Source organism: Peristeroidobacter soli (genome assembly GCF_004138485.1).
In the GTDB taxonomy this organism is placed as follows: Bacteria; Pseudomonadota; Gammaproteobacteria; order Steroidobacterales; family Steroidobacteraceae; genus Steroidobacter; species Steroidobacter soli.
The window spans coordinates 1,243,830-1,260,925 of record NZ_ML142848.1 but is presented as its reverse complement, the minus strand read 5'-3'; the positions used below and the strand labels follow the sequence as shown (position 1 = coordinate 1,260,925).

General features: G+C 62.8%; 16 protein-coding genes and 2 pseudogenes. 13 read left to right on the top strand and 5 right to left on the bottom strand.

The features are described from left to right. Positions 1–26: 26 nt before the first annotated feature. Complete coding sequence (locus EKO19_RS05245; RefSeq protein ID WP_129775316.1) at positions 27–1,799, top strand: acyl-CoA dehydrogenase; 1,773 nt, start codon at positions 27–29, stop codon at positions 1,797–1,799. 258 nt (positions 1,800–2,057) lie between these two features. Here the strand turns inward: EKO19_RS05245 and EKO19_RS05240 are convergent, their stop codons facing one another. Beyond that, entirely contained in the window at positions 2,058–2,540 is a 483-nt protein-coding gene (locus EKO19_RS05240; RefSeq protein WP_129775315.1) for an Lrp/AsnC family transcriptional regulator, read from the bottom strand. Between the two features lie 445 nt (positions 2,541–2,985). Here EKO19_RS05240 and EKO19_RS05235 point away from each other — a divergent pair, with 445 nt between their 5' ends. Together EKO19_RS05235 and EKO19_RS05230 are read left to right on the top strand one after the other, a co-directional pair. Continuing rightward, on the top strand, positions 2,986–4,164 hold the full coding sequence (locus EKO19_RS05235) for a pyridoxal phosphate-dependent aminotransferase (protein WP_129775314.1): 1,179 nt from the start codon (positions 2,986–2,988) through the stop codon (positions 4,162–4,164). Beyond that, on the top strand, positions 4,161–5,156 hold the full coding sequence (locus EKO19_RS05230) for an ornithine cyclodeaminase family protein (RefSeq protein ID WP_217705125.1): 996 nt from the start codon (positions 4,161–4,163) through the stop codon (positions 5,154–5,156). Before EKO19_RS05235 ends, EKO19_RS05230 begins: the two co-directional genes overlap by 4 nt. A gap of 3 nt (positions 5,157–5,159) precedes the next feature. Here EKO19_RS05230 and bioD read toward each other — a convergent pair whose 3' ends face one another. Genes bioD through bioA form a run of 3 tightly spaced genes read right to left on the bottom strand, consistent with a single transcriptional unit; the run spans position 5,160 to position 8,220 of the window. Then, complete coding sequence (gene bioD, locus EKO19_RS05225; protein ID WP_129775313.1) at positions 5,160–5,819, bottom strand: ATP-dependent dethiobiotin synthetase BioD; 660 nt, start codon at positions 5,817–5,819, stop codon at positions 5,160–5,162. Next, positions 5,816–6,949: an aminotransferase class I/II-fold pyridoxal phosphate-dependent enzyme gene (locus EKO19_RS05220; RefSeq protein ID WP_129775312.1), complete on the bottom strand. Its 1,134-nt coding sequence runs from the start codon at positions 6,947–6,949 to the stop codon at positions 5,816–5,818. Before EKO19_RS05220 ends, bioD begins: the two co-directional genes overlap by 4 nt. Beyond that, entirely contained in the window at positions 6,946–8,220 is a 1,275-nt protein-coding gene (bioA, locus tag EKO19_RS05215; RefSeq protein ID WP_129775311.1) for an adenosylmethionine--8-amino-7-oxononanoate transaminase, read from the bottom strand. Before bioA ends, EKO19_RS05220 begins: the two co-directional genes overlap by 4 nt. Positions 8,221–8,290: 70 nt before the next feature. On the opposite strand from bioA, the gene EKO19_RS05210 reads away from it, so the two are divergent. Continuing rightward, positions 8,291–8,860: a phosphoribosyltransferase gene (locus EKO19_RS05210; RefSeq protein WP_129775310.1), complete on the top strand. Its 570-nt coding sequence runs from the start codon at positions 8,291–8,293 to the stop codon at positions 8,858–8,860. Here EKO19_RS05210 and EKO19_RS05205 read toward each other — a convergent pair. Continuing rightward, positions 8,857–10,122, bottom strand: coding sequence for a M20/M25/M40 family metallo-hydrolase (locus tag EKO19_RS05205; RefSeq protein WP_129775309.1), 1,266 nt, complete (start codon positions 10,120–10,122; stop codon positions 8,857–8,859). The genes EKO19_RS05210 and EKO19_RS05205 overlap by 4 nt on opposite strands. A gap of 188 nt (positions 10,123–10,310) precedes the next feature. On the opposite strand from EKO19_RS05205, the gene EKO19_RS05200 reads away from it, so the two are divergent. The 9 genes and pseudogenes from EKO19_RS05200 to EKO19_RS05160 all read left to right on the top strand — a co-directional run bounded on the left by EKO19_RS05200 (position 10,311) and on the right by EKO19_RS05160 (position 16,957). Next, positions 10,311–10,550, top strand: coding sequence for a hypothetical protein (locus EKO19_RS05200; protein WP_129775308.1), 240 nt, complete (start codon positions 10,311–10,313; stop codon positions 10,548–10,550). Between the two features lie 150 nt (positions 10,551–10,700). Then, a complete protein-coding gene (locus EKO19_RS05195) occupies positions 10,701–11,711 on the top strand; it encodes a sulfate ABC transporter substrate-binding protein (RefSeq protein ID WP_129775307.1) in 1,011 nt (336 codons plus the stop codon). Positions 11,712–11,834: 123 nt separating this feature from the next. Then, positions 11,835–11,948 (top strand): annotated as a pseudogene (locus EKO19_RS39750) (AraC family transcriptional regulator); the annotation flags it as partial. Between the two features lie 167 nt (positions 11,949–12,115). Then, positions 12,116–12,654 (top strand): annotated as a pseudogene (locus EKO19_RS05185) (hypothetical protein); the annotation flags it as partial. A 153-nt stretch (positions 12,655–12,807) separates the two neighbouring features. After that, positions 12,808–13,581: an enoyl-CoA hydratase/isomerase family protein gene (locus tag EKO19_RS05180; protein WP_129775306.1), complete on the top strand. Its 774-nt coding sequence runs from the start codon at positions 12,808–12,810 to the stop codon at positions 13,579–13,581. An 8-nt stretch (positions 13,582–13,589) separates the two neighbouring features. Next, on the top strand, positions 13,590–14,351 hold the full coding sequence (cofE, locus tag EKO19_RS05175; protein ID WP_129775305.1) for a coenzyme F420-0:L-glutamate ligase: 762 nt from the start codon (positions 13,590–13,592) through the stop codon (positions 14,349–14,351). Beyond that, entirely contained in the window at positions 14,348–15,289 is a 942-nt protein-coding gene (cofD, locus tag EKO19_RS05170) for a 2-phospho-L-lactate transferase (RefSeq protein WP_129775304.1), read from the top strand. The genes cofE and cofD overlap by 4 nt, the downstream gene beginning before the upstream one ends. Before the next feature lie 70 nt (positions 15,290–15,359). After that, positions 15,360–15,677, top strand: a complete 318-nt coding sequence (locus EKO19_RS05165) for a 2Fe-2S iron-sulfur cluster-binding protein (protein WP_217705122.1) — start codon at positions 15,360–15,362, stop codon at positions 15,675–15,677. Beyond that, a complete protein-coding gene (locus EKO19_RS05160; protein ID WP_129775303.1) occupies positions 15,677–16,957 on the top strand; it encodes an NAD(P)/FAD-dependent oxidoreductase in 1,281 nt (426 codons plus the stop codon). Before EKO19_RS05165 ends, EKO19_RS05160 begins: the two co-directional genes overlap by 1 nt. Positions 16,958–17,096: the final 139 nt, after the last annotated feature.

Below are 17,096 nucleotides of genomic sequence, written 5' to 3'. Positions count from 1 at the left end.
CCCGATCAGCTAAGACACTGACTTCCATGTACAAAGCACCTCTCAAAGAACTGCGCTTCGCGATCCATCAGCTGGTCGGCGACCAACGTTTGGTCGGACTGTCCGACCTGCCTGACTATTCCACCGAGTTTGCCGACGCGGTGCTGGACGAGGCGGCGCGGTTCGCGGAAGGGGTGCTGGATCCGATCAATCGCATCGGCGACCGAGTCGGTGCGAAGTGGACCGAGCAAGGCGTGCGTATGCCGGCCGAGTTCAAGGCGGCTTATGCCAAGTTCGTCGAAGGCGGCTGGACGCAGCTGCGCGCCGAGGCGGAGTTCGGCGGCCAGGGCGCGCCCATCATGCTGGGCACGGCGGTGGAGGAACTGTGGGCCTCGTCGAATCTGGCGTTCAAGCTCTGCCCCATGCTTACGCAGGGCGCGGTGGAAGCCATCAATCAGTGCGGCTCGCAGGCACAGAAAGAAAAGTACCTGCCGAAGATGATCAGCGGCGAATGGACCGGCACCATGAACCTGACCGAGCCCCAGGCCGGTTCGGATCTCGCCGCCATTCGCACGCGCGCCGCGCGTGAGGGCGATCGCTATCGGGTCTACGGTCAGAAGATCTTCATCACCTACGGCGATCACGACTACACGTCGAACATCATTCACATGGTGCTCGCTCGCATCGAAGGCGCGCCGGCCGGTGTGCGTGGCATCTCGTTGTTCATCGTGCCGAAGGTGCTGGTCAACGACGACGGCAGCCTCGGTGCCCGCAACGACGTGCGCACTGTTTCCATCGAGCACAAGCTCGGCATTCACGGCAGCCCGACTTGCGTACTGTCGTATGGCGACAAGGAAGGCGCGGTGGGTTACCTGGTCGGCGAAGAGAATCGCGGCCTCGAATATATGTTCATCATGATGAACGCCGCGCGTTTGTCCGTCGGCCTGGAAGGCTACGCGCTCGCCGAGCGCTCGTACCAGCAGTCGCTCGAATATGCGCGTACTCGCGTTCAGGGCAAGCCGAAGGCTCGGAATGTGCCGGAAGGCTCGAAGACGGCGCCGATCGCGTATCACCCCGACGTGAAGCGCATGCTGCTTACTCAGAAGGCCTATACGGATGCTGCCCGGGCAGTGGCGCTGTACGCAGCGATGCAGCTCGATCTGGGCAAGCATCTGCCGGAGGGCGATGAGAAGACGAAGGCGCAGTCCCGCGGTGAGTTGCTGATTCCGATCGTGAAGGCCTGGTCGACCGAGCTCGGTGTGACGATGGCGTCGCTGGGTGTGCAGGTCCACGGTGGCATGGGCTTCATCGAAGAAACCGGCGCCGCTCAGACCCTGCGCGACTCGCGCATCGCGCCGATTTACGAAGGCACCACGGGTATTCAGGCGGGCGATCTGGTCGGCCGCAAGGTCGGTCGCGACAATGGCGCCGCCATGAATGCGCTGATCGCTGACATGCAGGCGGAGCTCGAGAAGATTTCGTCGAGCGATGCCGGTGTCGTCGCGAGCAAGGCAGCGGCGCTGGAAGGTGTCGCGGCGTTGAAGGAAGCGACGGCGGCGGTGCTGAAGGATCCGGAAGGGGCGTTGGCGATTTGCGTGCCGTACTTGATGCTGGGCGGCGTCGCGATCGGTGGCTGGCTCACGGCCAAGGCGCACGACCTTTCGGTTCGTCAGGCGTCGGAAGATCCGGAGTTCTTTACGGCCAAGCAACAGATCGCGCGGTTCTATGCGGCGAATTTGTTGCCGGAGGCGCAGACGTTGGTGCGCGTCGTGAAGCAGGGTGCGGCGTCGATTCTGGATGCGGACCCGGCGAAGCTTTAATACTTTGAGCTGAAGACCCACCCTCTGGCCCCCTTCCGTGAACGGGAGGGGGATTCAAATTTTAAATAAAAGTTCTTTTCCTTTTCAGAAGGAGAAAAGCTTTCAATTGCAGCTTGGCTCTCCGGGAGCGGGCGAACTCTATGGCGCTGCGAGCCACCGAGGCCTCTTCAGTTCGGCTTCTTCGGCAGCACTTCCAGCAGCCGGTCAATATCATTCATATCATTGAACACAGCGACCGACGGGCTTTGCGGGTGAGGCTCATCGAGGCTTCCTGGTCTTGAGCGGCACCGCCGTCGTGCTCTTCATTTCGACGAGCGTGACGATGGAGCGCACGTCCACCACGCCGGGCAGCTTCAGCAGCGTGGAGAAGATGAACTCCTGATACCACATCACGTCGGGCGCGATGACTTTCAGCATCACGTCCATTTCGCCAAACACCGTGTAGCACTCGAGGATTTCCGGGATGCCCTGGATCTGGCGCACGAAGTCGGCGCGCTCGGACTCGCTGAGCCGCGTCATCTTGACCTGCGCGAACATCTGCATGTGATAGCCGAGCTTGAGGCGGTCGACGATGACCACCTGCGACTTGATGTAACCCTCCTCACGCATGCGCTGGATGCGGCGCCAGCAGGGCGACTGCGACAGGCCGACTCGTTCGGCCAGTTCCGCGGTCGACAGCGATGCGTCCTGCTGCATCAGATTGAGGATCTTCAAATCGATGGTGTCGAGTTCGGATGGCATAGCTTATGTTCCGAGCAGGCTCGCTGGAGTATAACGCATGCTTCACCTGGGGGTGACTGCGCGTGGAATGAAAAGAAATACCCGCCGCCGCCGCATAGGATGTTCGCGACGTCTGCCATTTTCCGGAGCATGGAGCCCTTGAGGCGCACCGTCTTATTGTTTCTCCTGATCCTGACCGCCGGTTTGGCGAGCGGAGCAATTTCTTGCCCTTGTCGGTGTCGAGCCGACGCCCGGGGTGCATAGGTCGGCAGAGGAACGGGCGGGGCGTGCATGAACAATCCCTGCCGGGGCGCCCCGGTGGAGCACAACGAAAAGAAATGCCCCGGGGGCGATCGGACAATGAACCCGGGCTTGCGTGCGGAGACAGGTCTTGCAAGAGGAATCGGCGCGGCCGGACGGCCCGCCAGGGAACGAATCAGCTTCCGGTCCGGACGCCGGATCGGCCATGCCGCGAGCTTCCGCCAGCGCCGTGTTCGCCAACCCCGACTACGTCGGTTGGTATCGCGAGCTGTCGGCGCTGCTGTCGTCGGGCGAGCGTGGCTGGCTGCTGTTCGACAGCACCATGCAGGAGCCGACGTCGCTGTTATATGCACAGGCCCGCTGTGCCTTCGAATCAGGGCGGCCTTCTCCTTTTCGGAGCACGTTCGGCTGGGGCAGCCCGCTGCTCATCGGTGCGATCGCCAGGCGCTACGGCGTCGACGAACGCAGCATCCTGGCCACGACGGGCTGCACCTCCGCGATCTGGCACGTGTACACCGCGTTCCTGAAGCCCGGTGCGCACGTCATCATCGAACGGCCTTACTTCGAGTTGCTGCCGCGCTTCGCCAAGAGTCGCGGCGCGAGCATCAGCTTTCTGCCGCGCGTGGCGCCGGACTTCGGTGTCGATATCGACCAGCTGGCGGCGCTGATTCAGCCGAACACCGAGCTCATCGTCCTGAGCAATGCTCACAATCCGAGCGGCGCTTACTTCGATGAAGCGACGCTGCGTGACATCGCTCGGGTTGCGAACAAACAGGAAGTGACGGTGCTGATCGACGAGGTGTACGGCGATTTCCTGCCGGCGAGTGTGCGTCCCGCACCTGCGGCGCAGCTCGATCCCTGTTTCATCAGCGTCAACAGCCTGACCAAGGTCTATGGCCTGCATGGTTTGAAATGCGGCTGGATGATTGCGGCTGAAAGCAAATTGCAGCGCTTGCGGCCGGTGTATGCCGAGTTCGAGTCGGGATCTTCCAAATTCACGCATGGCATCGCGGCGCTGATCCTCGAGCAGCCGATCGGGTATGAATCGCATTGGCGCTCGGTGCTGGCGCGCAATCGACCTTTGCTGTTGGAAACAGTCTCGCAGTTGCAAACCGAAGGTCTGATCACGGGCGCCGTGCCCGATTACGGTTGCATGTATTTTCCTCGTCTGACTCATGTCGGCGATACGCGTCGTTTCGCTTCCTGGATGTGGGACCGCTCACGGCTGGCGCTGGCCCCGGGTGAATTCTTCGGCGCGCCCGGTCATATCAGAGTGGGATATGGCCAATCACATCAGGAGCTCGCCGAGGGCCTGGCGTTACTCGTGGCTGGATTGCGTGAATACAGCGTGACGTTTCCGGTCTCTCGCGAATACAACAAATGAGTCATACAGCCTCCACCCCCGTGCTGGTCATCAGCGGCGCCGACGTACGTCGGTTGTTGCCGATGCAGGACTGCATTCCCATCGTCGAAAGCGCCATGCGGGAAGTCTCGCGCGGCGGGGCTCAGTTGCCCTTGCGCATCGGGTGCGTGCCGCCGGGCACTCAGAACATTCTGGCGGTGATGCCGGGCTATCTCGACGAGCCCGCCAGCATCGGCGCGAAAGTGATCGCCGTTTATCCCGCCAACGCGCAACGAGGCCTGTCGTCTCACATGGGCGTGGTGGTGTTGTTCGAGGCGCACGAAGGCGTGCCGCTCGCCATCATCGATGCCGCATCGATCACTGGCTTGCGAACTGCGGCGGCGACAGCGGTGGCGACCAAGGCATTGGCCGCCGACGATGCCTGCGATCTCGCGATCATTGGTACCGGCGAACAGGCAGCCGCGCATCTGCATGCGATCAGTCTGGTTCGCAAGCTGCGTTCGGTGCGGGTCTGGGGCCGCTCGAAAGAAAAGGCGTACGCGTTCGCCGACCGCGAGCTGGCGCCGGGCATGCCTCGTATCGAAGTCTACGCAACCATTCGCGATGCATTGCTGGGCGCCGATCTGGTTTGCACGACCACCAGCGCACGCGAGCCGATCGTCGAGGGCGCATGGATCGCACAAGGCGCGCACGTGAATCTGGTCGGCGCGAGCTCCGCCGCCGCGCGTGAAGTCGACGATGCGTTGGTCTTGCGAAGCAGTTTCTTCGTCGACTTCCGCGGCTCGGCGCTGGCTCAGGCGGGCGAGTTGTTGGGAGCGATGGGCACGAATGCCGCCAGGCACATTCGTGGCGAAATCGGCGAAGTGCTCAATGGCACCGTGCCGGGGCGCACCGATGAGTTCGAGGTGACGGTTTATAAGTCGTTGGGCATCGCGGCTCAGGATCTGGCCGCGGCCCATGCCATTTATCGGCGCGCTCGCGAGGCTGGCGTCGGCGTTCGCGCCGAGCTGTGATCGTCAGGCCGCTTCGCAGACGTCTTCGATGGCGCGCGCCAGCGAATGCACGTCGGTGATCACGGTGAGCTTGTCCTGCTCGACCAGCCAGTTTCGATTCAGCTGGTGCAGCCGGTTGTCCGGATCGAAGCGATTCAAATAGACGACGGTGGGAGTGGGGCCCACCGCGGCGAGGGTGAGGCGCACGGCATTGATGGTGCCGAGCTCCGCATCGGCCACGAGCAACAGCCGGTCCACCCCCAGGCGATTCAATAAATCGAGGCTGTCGCCATCGCAGGCCAGCGGCGAGCGCACGCCGCCGACAGTCTCGACGAAACCGATGTCCACATCCGCGGGCCAGCGGATCTCCTCGATGATCTCCGACAGCCACACCGGGCCTCGCCCCAGTGCGTGAGCCGCCATCGGCGGCGCCAGCGCGATCGGATACCAGCGGTGTGCCGGACAGATGTCGATTACTTCCTCGCCACTCGCGCCCGCGAGCCGAGCGGCATCGGTGTCGATTTCGTCCGGACCATACGATTGCACCGGCTTGCGTGCGGCAACTCGCGTGCCCCGCAGTTTCAGCGTGGCGAGGAGTTGGGCGGTTACCCAGGTCTTTCCCACTTCCGTGCTCGTCCCGATCACACCAATCAATAGGGAAGGTCTGGAGTCAGTCTCAGTCATGCGTCTTTGGCGTAGTTCGAATTAACAAAGTCAAGTTTGCCCAGCGCGGCTTGCAGGTTCCTGACCATCGCTTCGGTATGCGATGCGGACAGCGCGACGCGCAGGCGTGCAGTTCCTTTCGGCACCGTCGGTGGGCGAATTGCCGGCACGTGAATGCCGCTTTCTCGCAACTCGGCTGCCGCGGCCAGCGCGGCCGCATCCTCGCCGAGCACGATGGGCACAATGGCCGACGGATGGCCGGGCCGGATCATATCGATGAGATGTCGCAAACGCGCTCGCAAATGATCGCCTTCCTGGCTGCGACAAATCCGCACCGCCGCGGCCGCGGCCGCCGTGTCGGCGGGTGACAGGCCGGTGGTGAAGATAAAACTCCGGGCGCGATTGACCAGCAGCTCGATCAGGCGGCTGGAGCCGGCGACGAAGCCGCCCAGCGAGCCCAGCGTCTTCGACAGGGTGCCGACGTGCAATACCTCTAAATCACGAGTCGGCGCGAGCTTCGGGCCGAGCGCGGCATGCGCTTCATCCAATATGAGCAACGCCCCGTGCTCGCTGCACAACTGTGCGAGCGCGGGCAGGGGCGCAGTGTCGCCGTCCATGGAGAACACCGATTCAGTCACCACGATTTTCCGACCTGGAGTCTGTCCAAGCAAGGTCTGCAGGTGCTGCAGATCCAGGTGACGGTAAATCAAAGAGCGAGCTTTGGCCAGACGACAGCCATCGATAATCGACGCGTGATTGAGTTCGTCGCTGAACAGCGTCACGTCCGTTTCGCCCAAGGTGGTGAGCACGCCAAGATTCGCCGCGTATCCAGAAGGGAACACGAGTGCGCGCTCCGTAAGGTTCCACTCGGCGAGTAAAGATTCCAATTCGACGTGCAAGCTGCGGGTCCCGACGATCAGGCGTGAGGCCATTGCACCCGTGCCAAAGCGTTCGATCGCTGCAATGGCAGCGAGCTTGACCTGCGGGTGCGAAGCGAGGCCTAAATAATCGTTGGACGCAAAAGAAACAAGCCGACGATCTCTCAGTTTGCCCTCCGGGCCGTCCCCATCGAACGGCACCGTCTCGCGGTATCTGTTGATGGCGCGCAGCCCGGCCAGCTCGCGCTCCGCCCAGGTATTCCAGTTGCTCACGCTGTTTCCTCCAGCGCGGCGGCGAGTGCCACGACGATGCGCTCGATCTCCTCTGCGGTAATGGTCAGCGGCGGAACGATTGTCACAACGGGGCCCATGGAACGCGACAGCACCCCGCGTTTGACCATTGCGGCACAAACCCGGCGCGCGAATTTGGGATCGCCGCTGGTATCCAGCTCGACCGCGCCCATCAAACCCTGCAAGCGAATGTCCTTGACGCGCTTGAAGGGCCGAATGCGCGTCTCGAGCTCAGCGCGCAGCTGTGACGAGCGCTCGCGGACGTTGTCAAGGACGGGCAACGACGTAACCATCTGTAAGTGTTTGAGCGCGACGGCCGCGGCGAGCGCGTTGCCGCCGTACGAGTGACCGTGATACAGCGTCTTCTCGCTCAAGTCGGGGCCGAGGAATGCAGCGAATACGCGCTGTGAGGCGACCGTCGCCGACATCGGCAGATAACCTCCGGTTATGCCTTTGCCCAAACACATCAAGTCGGGTCGCAAGCCGCATTGCTCGGACGCGAACAGCGTGCCGGTGCGGCCGAAGCCGGTCGCGACTTCGTCGCAGATCAATAGCACACCGGTTTCGTGACAGGCCTTGCCGAGCTCGGCGAAATCGGCCGCCGGCGCGATCGACATGCCGGCCGCGCCTTGGACCAGAGGCTCGACCACAACCGCCGCGAGCTTGCGGTGATGTTCGCGAACCAGTTGCGCGGCCTTATGCAGAGCGCCGGGCTCCGTGAATGCGGGAGCACGGATCACGGGGAAGCGCAGCGGATCGAAAATTTCCGTGCCGAAGCCGCCGCCGCCCAACGACAGCGAGCCGATGGTGTCGCCGTGATAGCCGTCGCCGAATGCGAGATACGTCGTACGTCCTTGCTCGCCTTTGTTGGTCCAGTATTGGAACGCGATCTTCAACGCCTGCTCGACGGCGGCCGCGCCGTCTGAGGCGAACAAAGTGTGTGCGCGATCGACCGGCACGACACGCGCGAGCGCTTCGGCGAACTCGATGGCGATCCGATTGCCATTGCCCAGCATGGTGGAGTGAGCGACACGATCCAGCTGCTCGCGCAATGCCTGGTCGAGCTCCGGCACGCGATGGCCCAGCGTGGTGACCCACAGCGAGGAGATCGCGTCCAGGTACCGGCGCCCGTCGACATCGATCAATTCGCGGCCCTCGCCGCGTTCCACGATCACCGGGCTGTTGGCCACATAGCAATCCATCTGGGTAAAGCCATGCCATACGGCGGCGGCGTCGCGTTCGAGCCAGTTCATGCTGTCAACCTCGTCTACGGAATCAGGTCGACAGTGTAAGCGAGTTGGCTCCCGCGTGTATGATGCGGCGATGGAAAAAACCTATATTTCGGCGGATTCCCTGTTGCGGGACTCACTGGCGCTGGGGGTTCAGATCGTCCGCAGCGGCTTCCGGCCGTCGTTCCTGGTGGGCGTGTGGCGCGGCGGGGCGCCGATCGGCATCTCGGTGCAGGAGGTGCTGGAGTTCAATGGCATCGAGTGCGATCACATCGCGATCCGCACCTCCTCGTACCAAGGCATCGACCGGCAATCGAAGACAGTGCGCGTGCATGCGATCGACTACCTGGTGTCGCAGTTGAGCTTCGAGGACCAGTTGTTGGTGATCGATGACGTGTTCGATTCGGGGCGCAGTCTCGAAGCCGTGGTCGCGGAGTTGCAGCGTCGCTGTCGACGCAACATGCCGGACCAGGTGAGGATCGCGACCGTCTATTACAAGCCCACGCGGAACACCAGCTCGTTGCGACCCGACTATTACATTCGCGAGACGGATCAGTGGCTGGTGTTCCCGCACGAAGTGCAGGGACTGACGCGTGAAGAGATCCTGGCGAACAAGCCGGTCGGCGAAGATTTCTTTTTGCCGACGGCGCGAACCAGGGCTTAGTGGCCCTTCATCAAGTCCGCGAGCGTCAGTGCGATCACCGCGGTCGCTTTTCTCAAATCGTCGAGACGCAAACATTCGTCCGCGCCGTGACCGTTCGCATCCTGCAGCGTTTTAGGGCCAGCGCCGTAGAGCACGGTGGGAATGCCGGCTGAGGAATAGTGTCGCGCATCCGTGTAGAGCGGCACACCTTGCACTGGGATGGCGACGCCAAACTCTTCTTCCGCGTGCGTACGCAGGGCGATGATCATGCGCGCGGCGTCGGGCAGTTCGAGCAGCGGCTCCGCCAGCATGACGCGTTTGATTTCCACAGTGATGCCAGGACGCTGCGCGACCGCGCTTTCGATCAACGCACGTAGCTGTGATTCCGCCTCCTCGGCCGACTCTTCCGGGATCGTGCGGCGATCCAGGCGAAGCGTGACGCGGTCGGGCACGACATTCGTATTGATGCCGCCCTGGATGAGCCCGATGGTCAGCGTCGGCGTCTCGATGCCGCGCACCTTCGATTGCTTTTGCGACAGCTCGGCTCGCTGTGAATAGAGCACGTTGAGAATATCGGTCGCCGCTTCGAGCGCGTCGACGCCCGTGGCGGGAATCGCCGCGTGACCCGACTTGCCATTCACCACGATTTCCAGGTGCAAACAGCCGTTGTGCGCGCTGGTGACCGCGTAAGAGAAGCCGGCGCAGATCGCCAGGCTCGGCGTGCTGAGATGCTGTTGCAAGAGACGCTTCGGCCCGAGATTGCCGCCGACTTCCTCGTCGTAGGTGAAGTGCAGCTCGACCACGCCGTTGAGCGGCACGCCGTGCTTCTCCAGTTCAATCAGAGCGAGCAGGGCCCATGTATAAGTCGCGAAGTCGGATTTACTCACCGCAACGCCGCGACCAAACATCACCAGCCCGTGATCGGGATCGTCGATGATCTCCGCGCCGTAAGGATCGCGGGTCCAGCCCTGGCCCGGTGGCACTACATCACCGTGCGCATTGAGCGCGATGGTCGCGCCGCCACGGCCAAAACGCCGGCGCACGATCAGGTTGGTCGCGGAGATCATTCCATTCGCCTTAGCGACCGCCTCGGGCACGACGTCCATTTCGACTTCCAGATCGAGCAGACCTTCCAGCAATTCGTGCGCGCGCTCCGCGGCAGGCGAGCAGTCGCCGGGAGGATTGTCACTGGGCACGCGCACCAACTCGGCAAGAAATTCCACCTGCCGGATGAACTCGCGCTCCAGGAAGGCGTGAACCATGGCGCGGGCGGACGCGGGCATTGAGTCAGTTCCTTTGTTCGCAGGTTGGTATTTGCTGCGCATTATAGAGAGACGGCCTTGGTCGACGCATGAACTTGTGTTGACGAAACATTGACATTCATCGAGCCGCGGACGGTTTTGGAACCATCCCGAAGGCAAACCGCTTAGTAGGGGACGCCGATCATCGGAAACATTCTGGAGGATGAGACATGCGTGTCTTTACTTTGCTCGCTGTGACCGCCGTGGTGTTCGCGGCTGGTTGCGCTAAAAAGAACGACAACTCCGACATGACCTCGCCGCCGGCCGATAGCGCGCCGATGACGACGCCAGCACCGAGCCCGGCTGAACCGGCTCCGAGCCCGACGCCGTCCGAAACGCCGCCGCCGCCGGATGCCACCACGACTCCGCCGCCGGCTGAAGGCACCACGCCGCCGCCGCCGAATCAGTAGTCGTGATGGGGCCATTCGGCCCGAGAGGCGGCGTCGACAGCGACGCCGCCTCGTTGCTCTCATAACTGCCGATAACTTCCTTATCACCGCGTCGTTACTGACACAGCCGGCGCGCTCCCTGCAGAATCGCTGCCCCCTCATTCAGGATCGATGGCAGTGCGTAGGAACGTTCGCCCCTGGCTGGCGCTGGCCGGATTGCTGCTGGCCCCCGCCGCGTTTTCGCAGGAACTGCTCAATGCCTCCTACGACGTGGCGCGCGAGCTGTTCGAGGATGTGAATCCCGCCTTCGTTGCTGAATGGAAAAAGCAGACCGGCCAGACCTTCAAGATCCGTCAGTCCCATGGCGGCTCTTCCAAGCAGGCCCGCTCGGTGGCCGACGGCTTGCCCGCCGACGTGGTGACGTTCAATCAGGCCACCGACATCGATCTGCTCCACAAGGCCGGTCTGGTCGGTGCCGACTGGCGGCAGCGGCTGCCGAACAATGCATCGCCGTTCTATTCGCTGCCGGTGTTGATGGTGCGCCAGGGCAATCCCAAGCAGGTGAAGGACTGGAGCGACCTCGCCAGGCCCGGCATTCAAGTGGTGTTTCCGAATCCCAAGACGTCGGGCAATGGCCGTTACACCTATCTCGCCGCGTATGCTTACGCGCTGGCGCAGAACAAAGGTGATGCAGCGAAGGCCAAGGATTTCGTGGCCCGCTTGCTGGCGAATGTGCCGGTGTTCGACACGGGTGGACGCGGCGCGACGACGACGTTCATCGAACGCAATATCGGCGATGTGCTGGTCACTTTCGAGAGCGAAATCACCGCCATCCGTCGCGAGTACGGCAAGAGCAATTTGCAGGAAGTGGTTCCGTCCATGAGCCTGCGCGCCGATTTTCCGGTCGCGGTGGTCGACAAGGTCGTGGATCGCAAGAAGACGCGCGAAGCCGCGACTGCTTATCTGAAGTATCTCTACAGCCCGGCCGGCCAGGACATCATTGCCCGACACTACAACCGCGTCCGCGATGCCAACGTCTCGAAGAAATATGCCGCGCAGTTCCCGGAGATCAAACTGGTGACGGTCGAGGAAGTGTTCGGCGGCTGGGACAACATCATCAAGACTCACTTTGCCGACGGCGGTATCCTGGACCAGGCACTGACCAAGGCGCCGGCGCGCTGACCGCAAGATCCATCATGCGAGGCGCGGGCGCCATCGTGGAGCCCTCGCCATGACCAATCAGCATCTTCCCAAGCTCGAGCCGCCGCATTTCGAACAAGAAGGCGTTACTGCTCGCCGGCATCGCCGGAGTCGGGCCACGAAGCGGCCGATGCGCCGCCGCTCGAAGTGTACGGCCCCGAGTTCGATGGGAAGACCGGGCAGGGCGGTCTCGAAGTGTGGGTGCCAATCAAGAGTTGACGGCGGCGCGCTCGATCGGGGCGTCGAGCGTTCTTTCGTTGGCGCTGTCGCTCTCCAGCGATGCGCGAATTTCTTGGCAGGCTGTCGGGATGATTCTTCTGCAGGAAGCCGATGATTGCAAAGAACCCGTTGTGCCGGAGCCGAGAAGACTCGGCGTGTCGGCGCAGATCGACCAGCACACCTTCCGCGACCGTTTCCGTCAGCGCTGTTACGATCTTGCGTTCGAGGGCTCGAAAGACATCGACGCCTTGGCGGACATCGCGTGGCAGGCGTATCACGAAGGCCGTAAGGCTCCTCGCACTCGCGCCGCCGGGCCCGAGTTCGAGAATCCGGAATATCAGCTATCCGAACAATGGTTGCAGGCGCGCGCTGAGATTCGCAAAGCGCAGCGCTCGCACGAAGACGCGAAGGGCCCGACTCGGATATTGCTGAGCAGTGGCGCGACCCGCCATTTATCCGTGCAAGGCCTGTGTGTCGACGGCGCTGCCGTTGTGCCATTGGCCGTGCTCGTGCTATCCCAATCATTCGCTCGGCCGGATCGACGATTGGATGAACGAAATCTATCCGCGCTGGGTCGCGGCGCATGAAGTGATGATCGTCACGCCCGTGTATTGGTCACCTGAAGGGGCGCGCATTCGCCACTGTCGTGCATGGAGACACTGTCGGTGCGGAAACATTACGTCGCAATCTGCACGACTGGATGTGCGACATAGTGGCGCGCGTGCGCGCGGGCGTTCCGTCCCAGCCCGAAGTCCGCGATCCCCGTTCGAAATAGGCAATACCCCTAAACCTTAGCCGTCATCCTGTTGCACGACGCACGGGTTCGCGCCATCCTGCCGTGCTGTTGAAGGGGAGAGCTATGAGCGAAGTCCTGTACGAAGAGCGCGGCCGGGTGGCGCTTGTGACGTGGAATCGTCCCGATGCGCTGAACACGTTCACGCATGAGATGCGTGTCGGCCTGATCGATGCCTTCAAAAAGATCGCGGCCGCCGAACACATTCGCGCCGTGGTCCTGACCGGTGCGGGGCGCGGCTTCAGCGCTGGCGCCGATCTCGGCAGCTTGCCGCGCGTGGGGGCGAAAGTGCAGGCGATGATCGATGAGGAATTCGCGCCCGGCATTCTTGCCATCGCCCAGTTGCCGAAGCCGGTCATCGGCGCGGTCAATGGTTTCGCCAGCGGCATCGGCGCGGGCTACGCGCTCGCGTGCGACATGTTGGTGATGGGCGAGAAAGCATTCGTGCAATTGCCGTTTGCGAAAATCGGACTGGTGCCCGATGGCGGTCTCACGTGGCAATTCGCGGAGCGCGTCGGTACTCGGCTCGCCTTTGAACTGGCGCTGATAGGCGATCGCATTCCTGCGGCACGCTGTGTCGAGCTGGGCCTGGCGAATCGAGTTGTGCCTGATGCGGAGTTGCTCGATCAGGCCATCGCGCTCGCGGAGAAACTGGCCGACGCTCCGCCGCTGGCGGTGGCGGGCACGAAGCAGCTGCTTCGTCGCGCGCACGCATTGGATCTCGCTGGTGCGATCCGCGAGGAAGGTGAGATTCAACGGGGCTGCATCGACAGCCAGGATTTCGACGAAGGCGTGCAAGCGTTCTTCGAGAAGCGCGCTCCGCAATTCACGGGCCGCTGATTCATCGCGTGAAATCCGTTGTCTTCACCGCCTTGCCGGGGTTGCCCGAAATCGAGGCGGGTCGGGATCTGTCGCAGACGATCGCCACGGCTGTCGAGGGTGCGGGCCTGGTGCCCGCGCCGTTCGATGTGATCGTCGTTGCACAGAAGATTGTTTCCAAAGCCGAAGGCCGCACCGTCGACTTGCGCACGATCACGCCGTCGGCTCGCGCGTTGGAATTGGCAGCGCAGACGCGCAAGGATGCGAAGCTCGTCGAAGTCGTGCTGTCGGAGTCACAGGAAGTGATGCGAGCCGTGCCCAATGTGCTCATCGTTCGTCACCGGCTCGGTCATGTGATGGCCAATGCCGGCGTCGATCGATCGAACGTTCCCGGCGCCGCCCGGGATCGAGTGTTATTGCTGCCTCAGGATCCGGACGCTTCCGCTGAACGTTTGCGGAGCGAGCTGATGGCGCGTTGGCAAGTACCGGTGGCGGTGCTGATCAGCGACAGTTTTGGCCGGGCCTGGCGCAACGGCGTCGTCAATGTCGCCATCGGAGCGGCCGGACTGCCATCCATTATCGACCGTCGCGGCGAATATGACCGGGAGGGTCGCGTGCTGGAAATGACGGAGGTCGGCTTGGCCGACGCCGTCGCCGCCGGCGCCGCGTTGGTCATGGGTGAAGCAAGCGAGGGAACTCCAGTGGTAATCGCACGAGGACTGCAATGGACGGCGACTGAACGTAACGCGGCGGCGTTGCTCCGGTCCAAGGATCAGGATCTGTTCCGATGACTCAGGTACTGGCGCTGTCAGGAGGCATCGGCGGGGCCAAGCTCGCCGTGGGTTTACAGCATGTGCTGCCGCCGGGCGAGCTGACCGTCGCGGTCAACACCGGCGACGATTTCGAGCATCTGGGCCTGTCGATCTCGCCCGACATCGACACCATGCTCTACACGCTCGCCGACCTGGCGAACCCCGAGCTGGGCTGGGGGCGCGCCAACGAGAGCTGGCATTTCATGGCGGAAATAGAGCGGCTCGGCGGCGAGAGCTGGTTCCGGCTCGGCGACAAGGACCTGGCGGTCCATATCGAGCGCACGCGTCGTCTGAATGCTGGCGAAAAGCTGTCCAACATCACCACCGACTTCGCGCGTCACTTCGGCATCCTGAGCCGGGTGGTGCCAATGTCGAACGATCTGGTGCGAACCATGGTGATCACCGACGAAGGGACGCTGGATTTTCAGCACTATTTCGTCGCGCGACGCTGTGAGCCGGTGGTGAAGGGCCTCGCTTATGCGGGCGCGGCCGACGCGCAGCTCGTGCCTATCCTTCGGCAGGTGGCGGAAGATCCGGCGCTGCGGACCATCGTCATCTGTCCGTCGAATCCCTGGCTGAGCATCGCGCCGTTCCTGGAAATGCCCGCGTGGCGCGAGTTGTTGGTGGAGGCCAGAGCGCCGGTGATCGCGGTCTCGCCGCTGGTCAACGGCCTGGCGGTGAAGGGCCCGACCAGCAAAATCATGGGCGAGTTGCAGCTGGAACCGTCGTCCGCGACCATTGCCCGCTTCTACGAAGGCATCATCGACGGCTTCGTGCTCGACCAGTCCGAAGCGCATCTGGCGCCGGAAATCGGCGTCGCCACGCACCTGACCGCCACGCTGATGAAGACAGCGGGGGACAAGCACCGGCTGGCCCGTGAAGTGCTGGAATTCGCCGCGTCTTTTGGCAAGTTGTGAGCCGTTCCGGACCGTGAAATGGCACAATTGCCGCCCGGTTTCGGGGTCTGGGTCGGGCTGGAGCATTTGAATGAGTATTCGGTTGAGCGTGGTGGACCGCAATGGCGGTGAGCATGAGGTGGAGACGGCGCCGCAGGGCTCTTTGATGGAAACGCTGCGCGAATTGGACTACGGCGTCAGCGCAATCTGCGGTGGCATGTGCTCCTGCGCCACCTGCCATGTCTACATCGCCCCGGAATGGGTGGCGAAGCTGCCGGAGCGTCAGAGCGATGAAGGCGATCTGCTCGCCGAGCTGCAGTTCCGCCAGGACAATTCGCGTCTGTCCTGTCAGATCCAGTTGCAGCCGGAACACGACGGCCTGCGCGTGATCCTCGCTCCGGAAGAATGATGTCCGATACGCACACTGAAGATCACATTTATATCGTCGGCGCGGGTCATGCCGGCGGCGAGCTCGCGTTCGCGCTACGTCAACAAGGCTATGCCGGGCCGCTGACGGTCATCGGCGAAGAGGCGTATCTGCCATATCAGCGCCCGCCGCTGTCGAAGGCCTATCTGAAAGGCGAGTGCGAGGCGACGGCGCTGTATCTGCGGCAACAGGCTGCGTATGAGAAAGCAAACATCGGCTTGCTGTTGAGCCGCCGCGTCGAGCGCATCGATCGGGCCAACAAGAAGCTGGTGTTCGATGACGGTCGTGAAGTCACGTATTCCAAGCTGGGCCTGGCCACCGGCGGTCGCGCCCGTCGCATGACCATCAGCGATGCGGCTCGCGCCGAGCGGACCAGGAACTTCCATTACCTGCGCAATATCGATGACGTGATGGCGATTCGCGAGCGCTTCCAGGAAGGGCAGCGGCTGGTCGTTATCGGTGGCGGTTACGTTGGATTGGAAGTTGCCGCGTCGGCAATTGCTCGCGACGTGAAGGTCACCGTGCTCGAAGCGTTGCCGCGCGTGCTCGCGCGAGTGACGGCGCCGCAGATGTCGGAGTTCTACGAGACGATCCATCGCAATGCCGGGGTCGATCTGCGCACCAACATCGAAGTGACCGGCCTCGACTTCAACGAAGCGGGCGACGCGGTGACTGCGGTTCATTGCACGGGCGGTGTGGTGATTCCGGCGGACTTCGTGGTCGTCGGTATCGGCTTGTTGCCGAACACCGAACTGGCGCAGGCTGCTGGTCTGGAGGTGGACAACGGCATCGTCGTCAACGAGTACGCGGTCACGTCCGATCCGGACATCGTTGCGGCCGGTGACTGTACGAGTCATCCCAGCGTGTTCTGCGGACGTCGCATTCGTCTGGAGTCGGTGCCGAATGCTGTCGAGCAGGCGCGCGTTGCCGCGGGTTCGCTTGCCGGCAAACCGAAAGTTTACGACTCGGTGCCCTGGTTCTGGTCCGATCAGTACGATCTGAAGTTGCAAATGACCGGGCTGTCGCAAGGCTACGATCAATTCGTGCTGCGTGGCTCGATGCAGAACAAGTCGTTCGCTGCGTTCTATTTGAAGCAAGGCCGGCTGATCGCCGTCGACGCCGTCAATCGCGCCCAGGAATTCATGGTCGCCAAGCGCATGGTGGCGGCTTGTAAACCCTTCGATCCCGCCGCACTCGCCGACGAAACGGTGCCGCTGAAGAACCTCGCCGGCCCGGTACAGGCCGCCGCGCCTCAAGCCTGAGTTTGCCGCCGCCGAGCCCTCCGGGCCGGCGGCTTCGGCAATACCCCATTGTTCGCACGTGCCGGACTGGCCAGTGTGGCAAAGTAGCGGCAGTGCTGCGCTCTGCGCATTTCCAGCGCGGCTCGCCAGGGAATTTATT

Excerpts from the sequence above, each read along its gene's own strand:
- EKO19_RS05210 (WP_129775310.1), top strand. The coding sequence starts at position 8,291 with ATGGAAAAAACCTATATTTCGGCGGATTCCCTGTTGCGGGACTCACTG.
- EKO19_RS05180 (WP_129775306.1), top strand. The coding sequence starts at position 12,808 with ATGAGCGAAGTCCTGTACGAAGAGCGCGGCCGGGTGGCGCTTGTGACG.
- EKO19_RS05205 (WP_129775309.1), bottom strand. The coding sequence starts at position 10,122 with ATGCCCGCGTCCGCCCGCGCCATGGTTCACGCCTTCCTGGAGCGCGAG.
- bioD (WP_129775313.1), bottom strand. The coding sequence starts at position 5,819 with ATGACTGAGACTGACTCCAGACCTTCCCTATTGATTGGTGTGATCGGG.
- EKO19_RS05160 (WP_129775303.1), top strand. The coding sequence starts at position 15,677 with ATGTCCGATACGCACACTGAAGATCACATTTATATCGTCGGCGCGGGT.
- EKO19_RS05165 (WP_217705122.1), top strand. The coding sequence starts at position 15,360 with ATGAGTATTCGGTTGAGCGTGGTGGACCGCAATGGCGGTGAGCATGAG.
- EKO19_RS05195 (WP_129775307.1), top strand. The coding sequence starts at position 10,701 with ATGGCAGTGCGTAGGAACGTTCGCCCCTGGCTGGCGCTGGCCGGATTG.
- bioA (WP_129775311.1), bottom strand. The coding sequence starts at position 8,220 with ATGAACTGGCTCGAACGCGACGCCGCCGCCGTATGGCATGGCTTTACC.
- EKO19_RS05230 (WP_217705125.1), top strand. The coding sequence starts at position 4,161 with ATGAGTCATACAGCCTCCACCCCCGTGCTGGTCATCAGCGGCGCCGAC.
- cofD (WP_129775304.1), top strand. The coding sequence starts at position 14,348 with ATGACTCAGGTACTGGCGCTGTCAGGAGGCATCGGCGGGGCCAAGCTC.
- EKO19_RS05245 (WP_129775316.1), top strand. The coding sequence starts at position 27 with ATGTACAAAGCACCTCTCAAAGAACTGCGCTTCGCGATCCATCAGCTG.
- EKO19_RS05200 (WP_129775308.1), top strand. The coding sequence starts at position 10,311 with ATGCGTGTCTTTACTTTGCTCGCTGTGACCGCCGTGGTGTTCGCGGCT.
- EKO19_RS05235 (WP_129775314.1), top strand. The coding sequence starts at position 2,986 with ATGCCGCGAGCTTCCGCCAGCGCCGTGTTCGCCAACCCCGACTACGTC.
- EKO19_RS05240 (WP_129775315.1), bottom strand. The coding sequence starts at position 2,540 with ATGCCATCCGAACTCGACACCATCGATTTGAAGATCCTCAATCTGATG.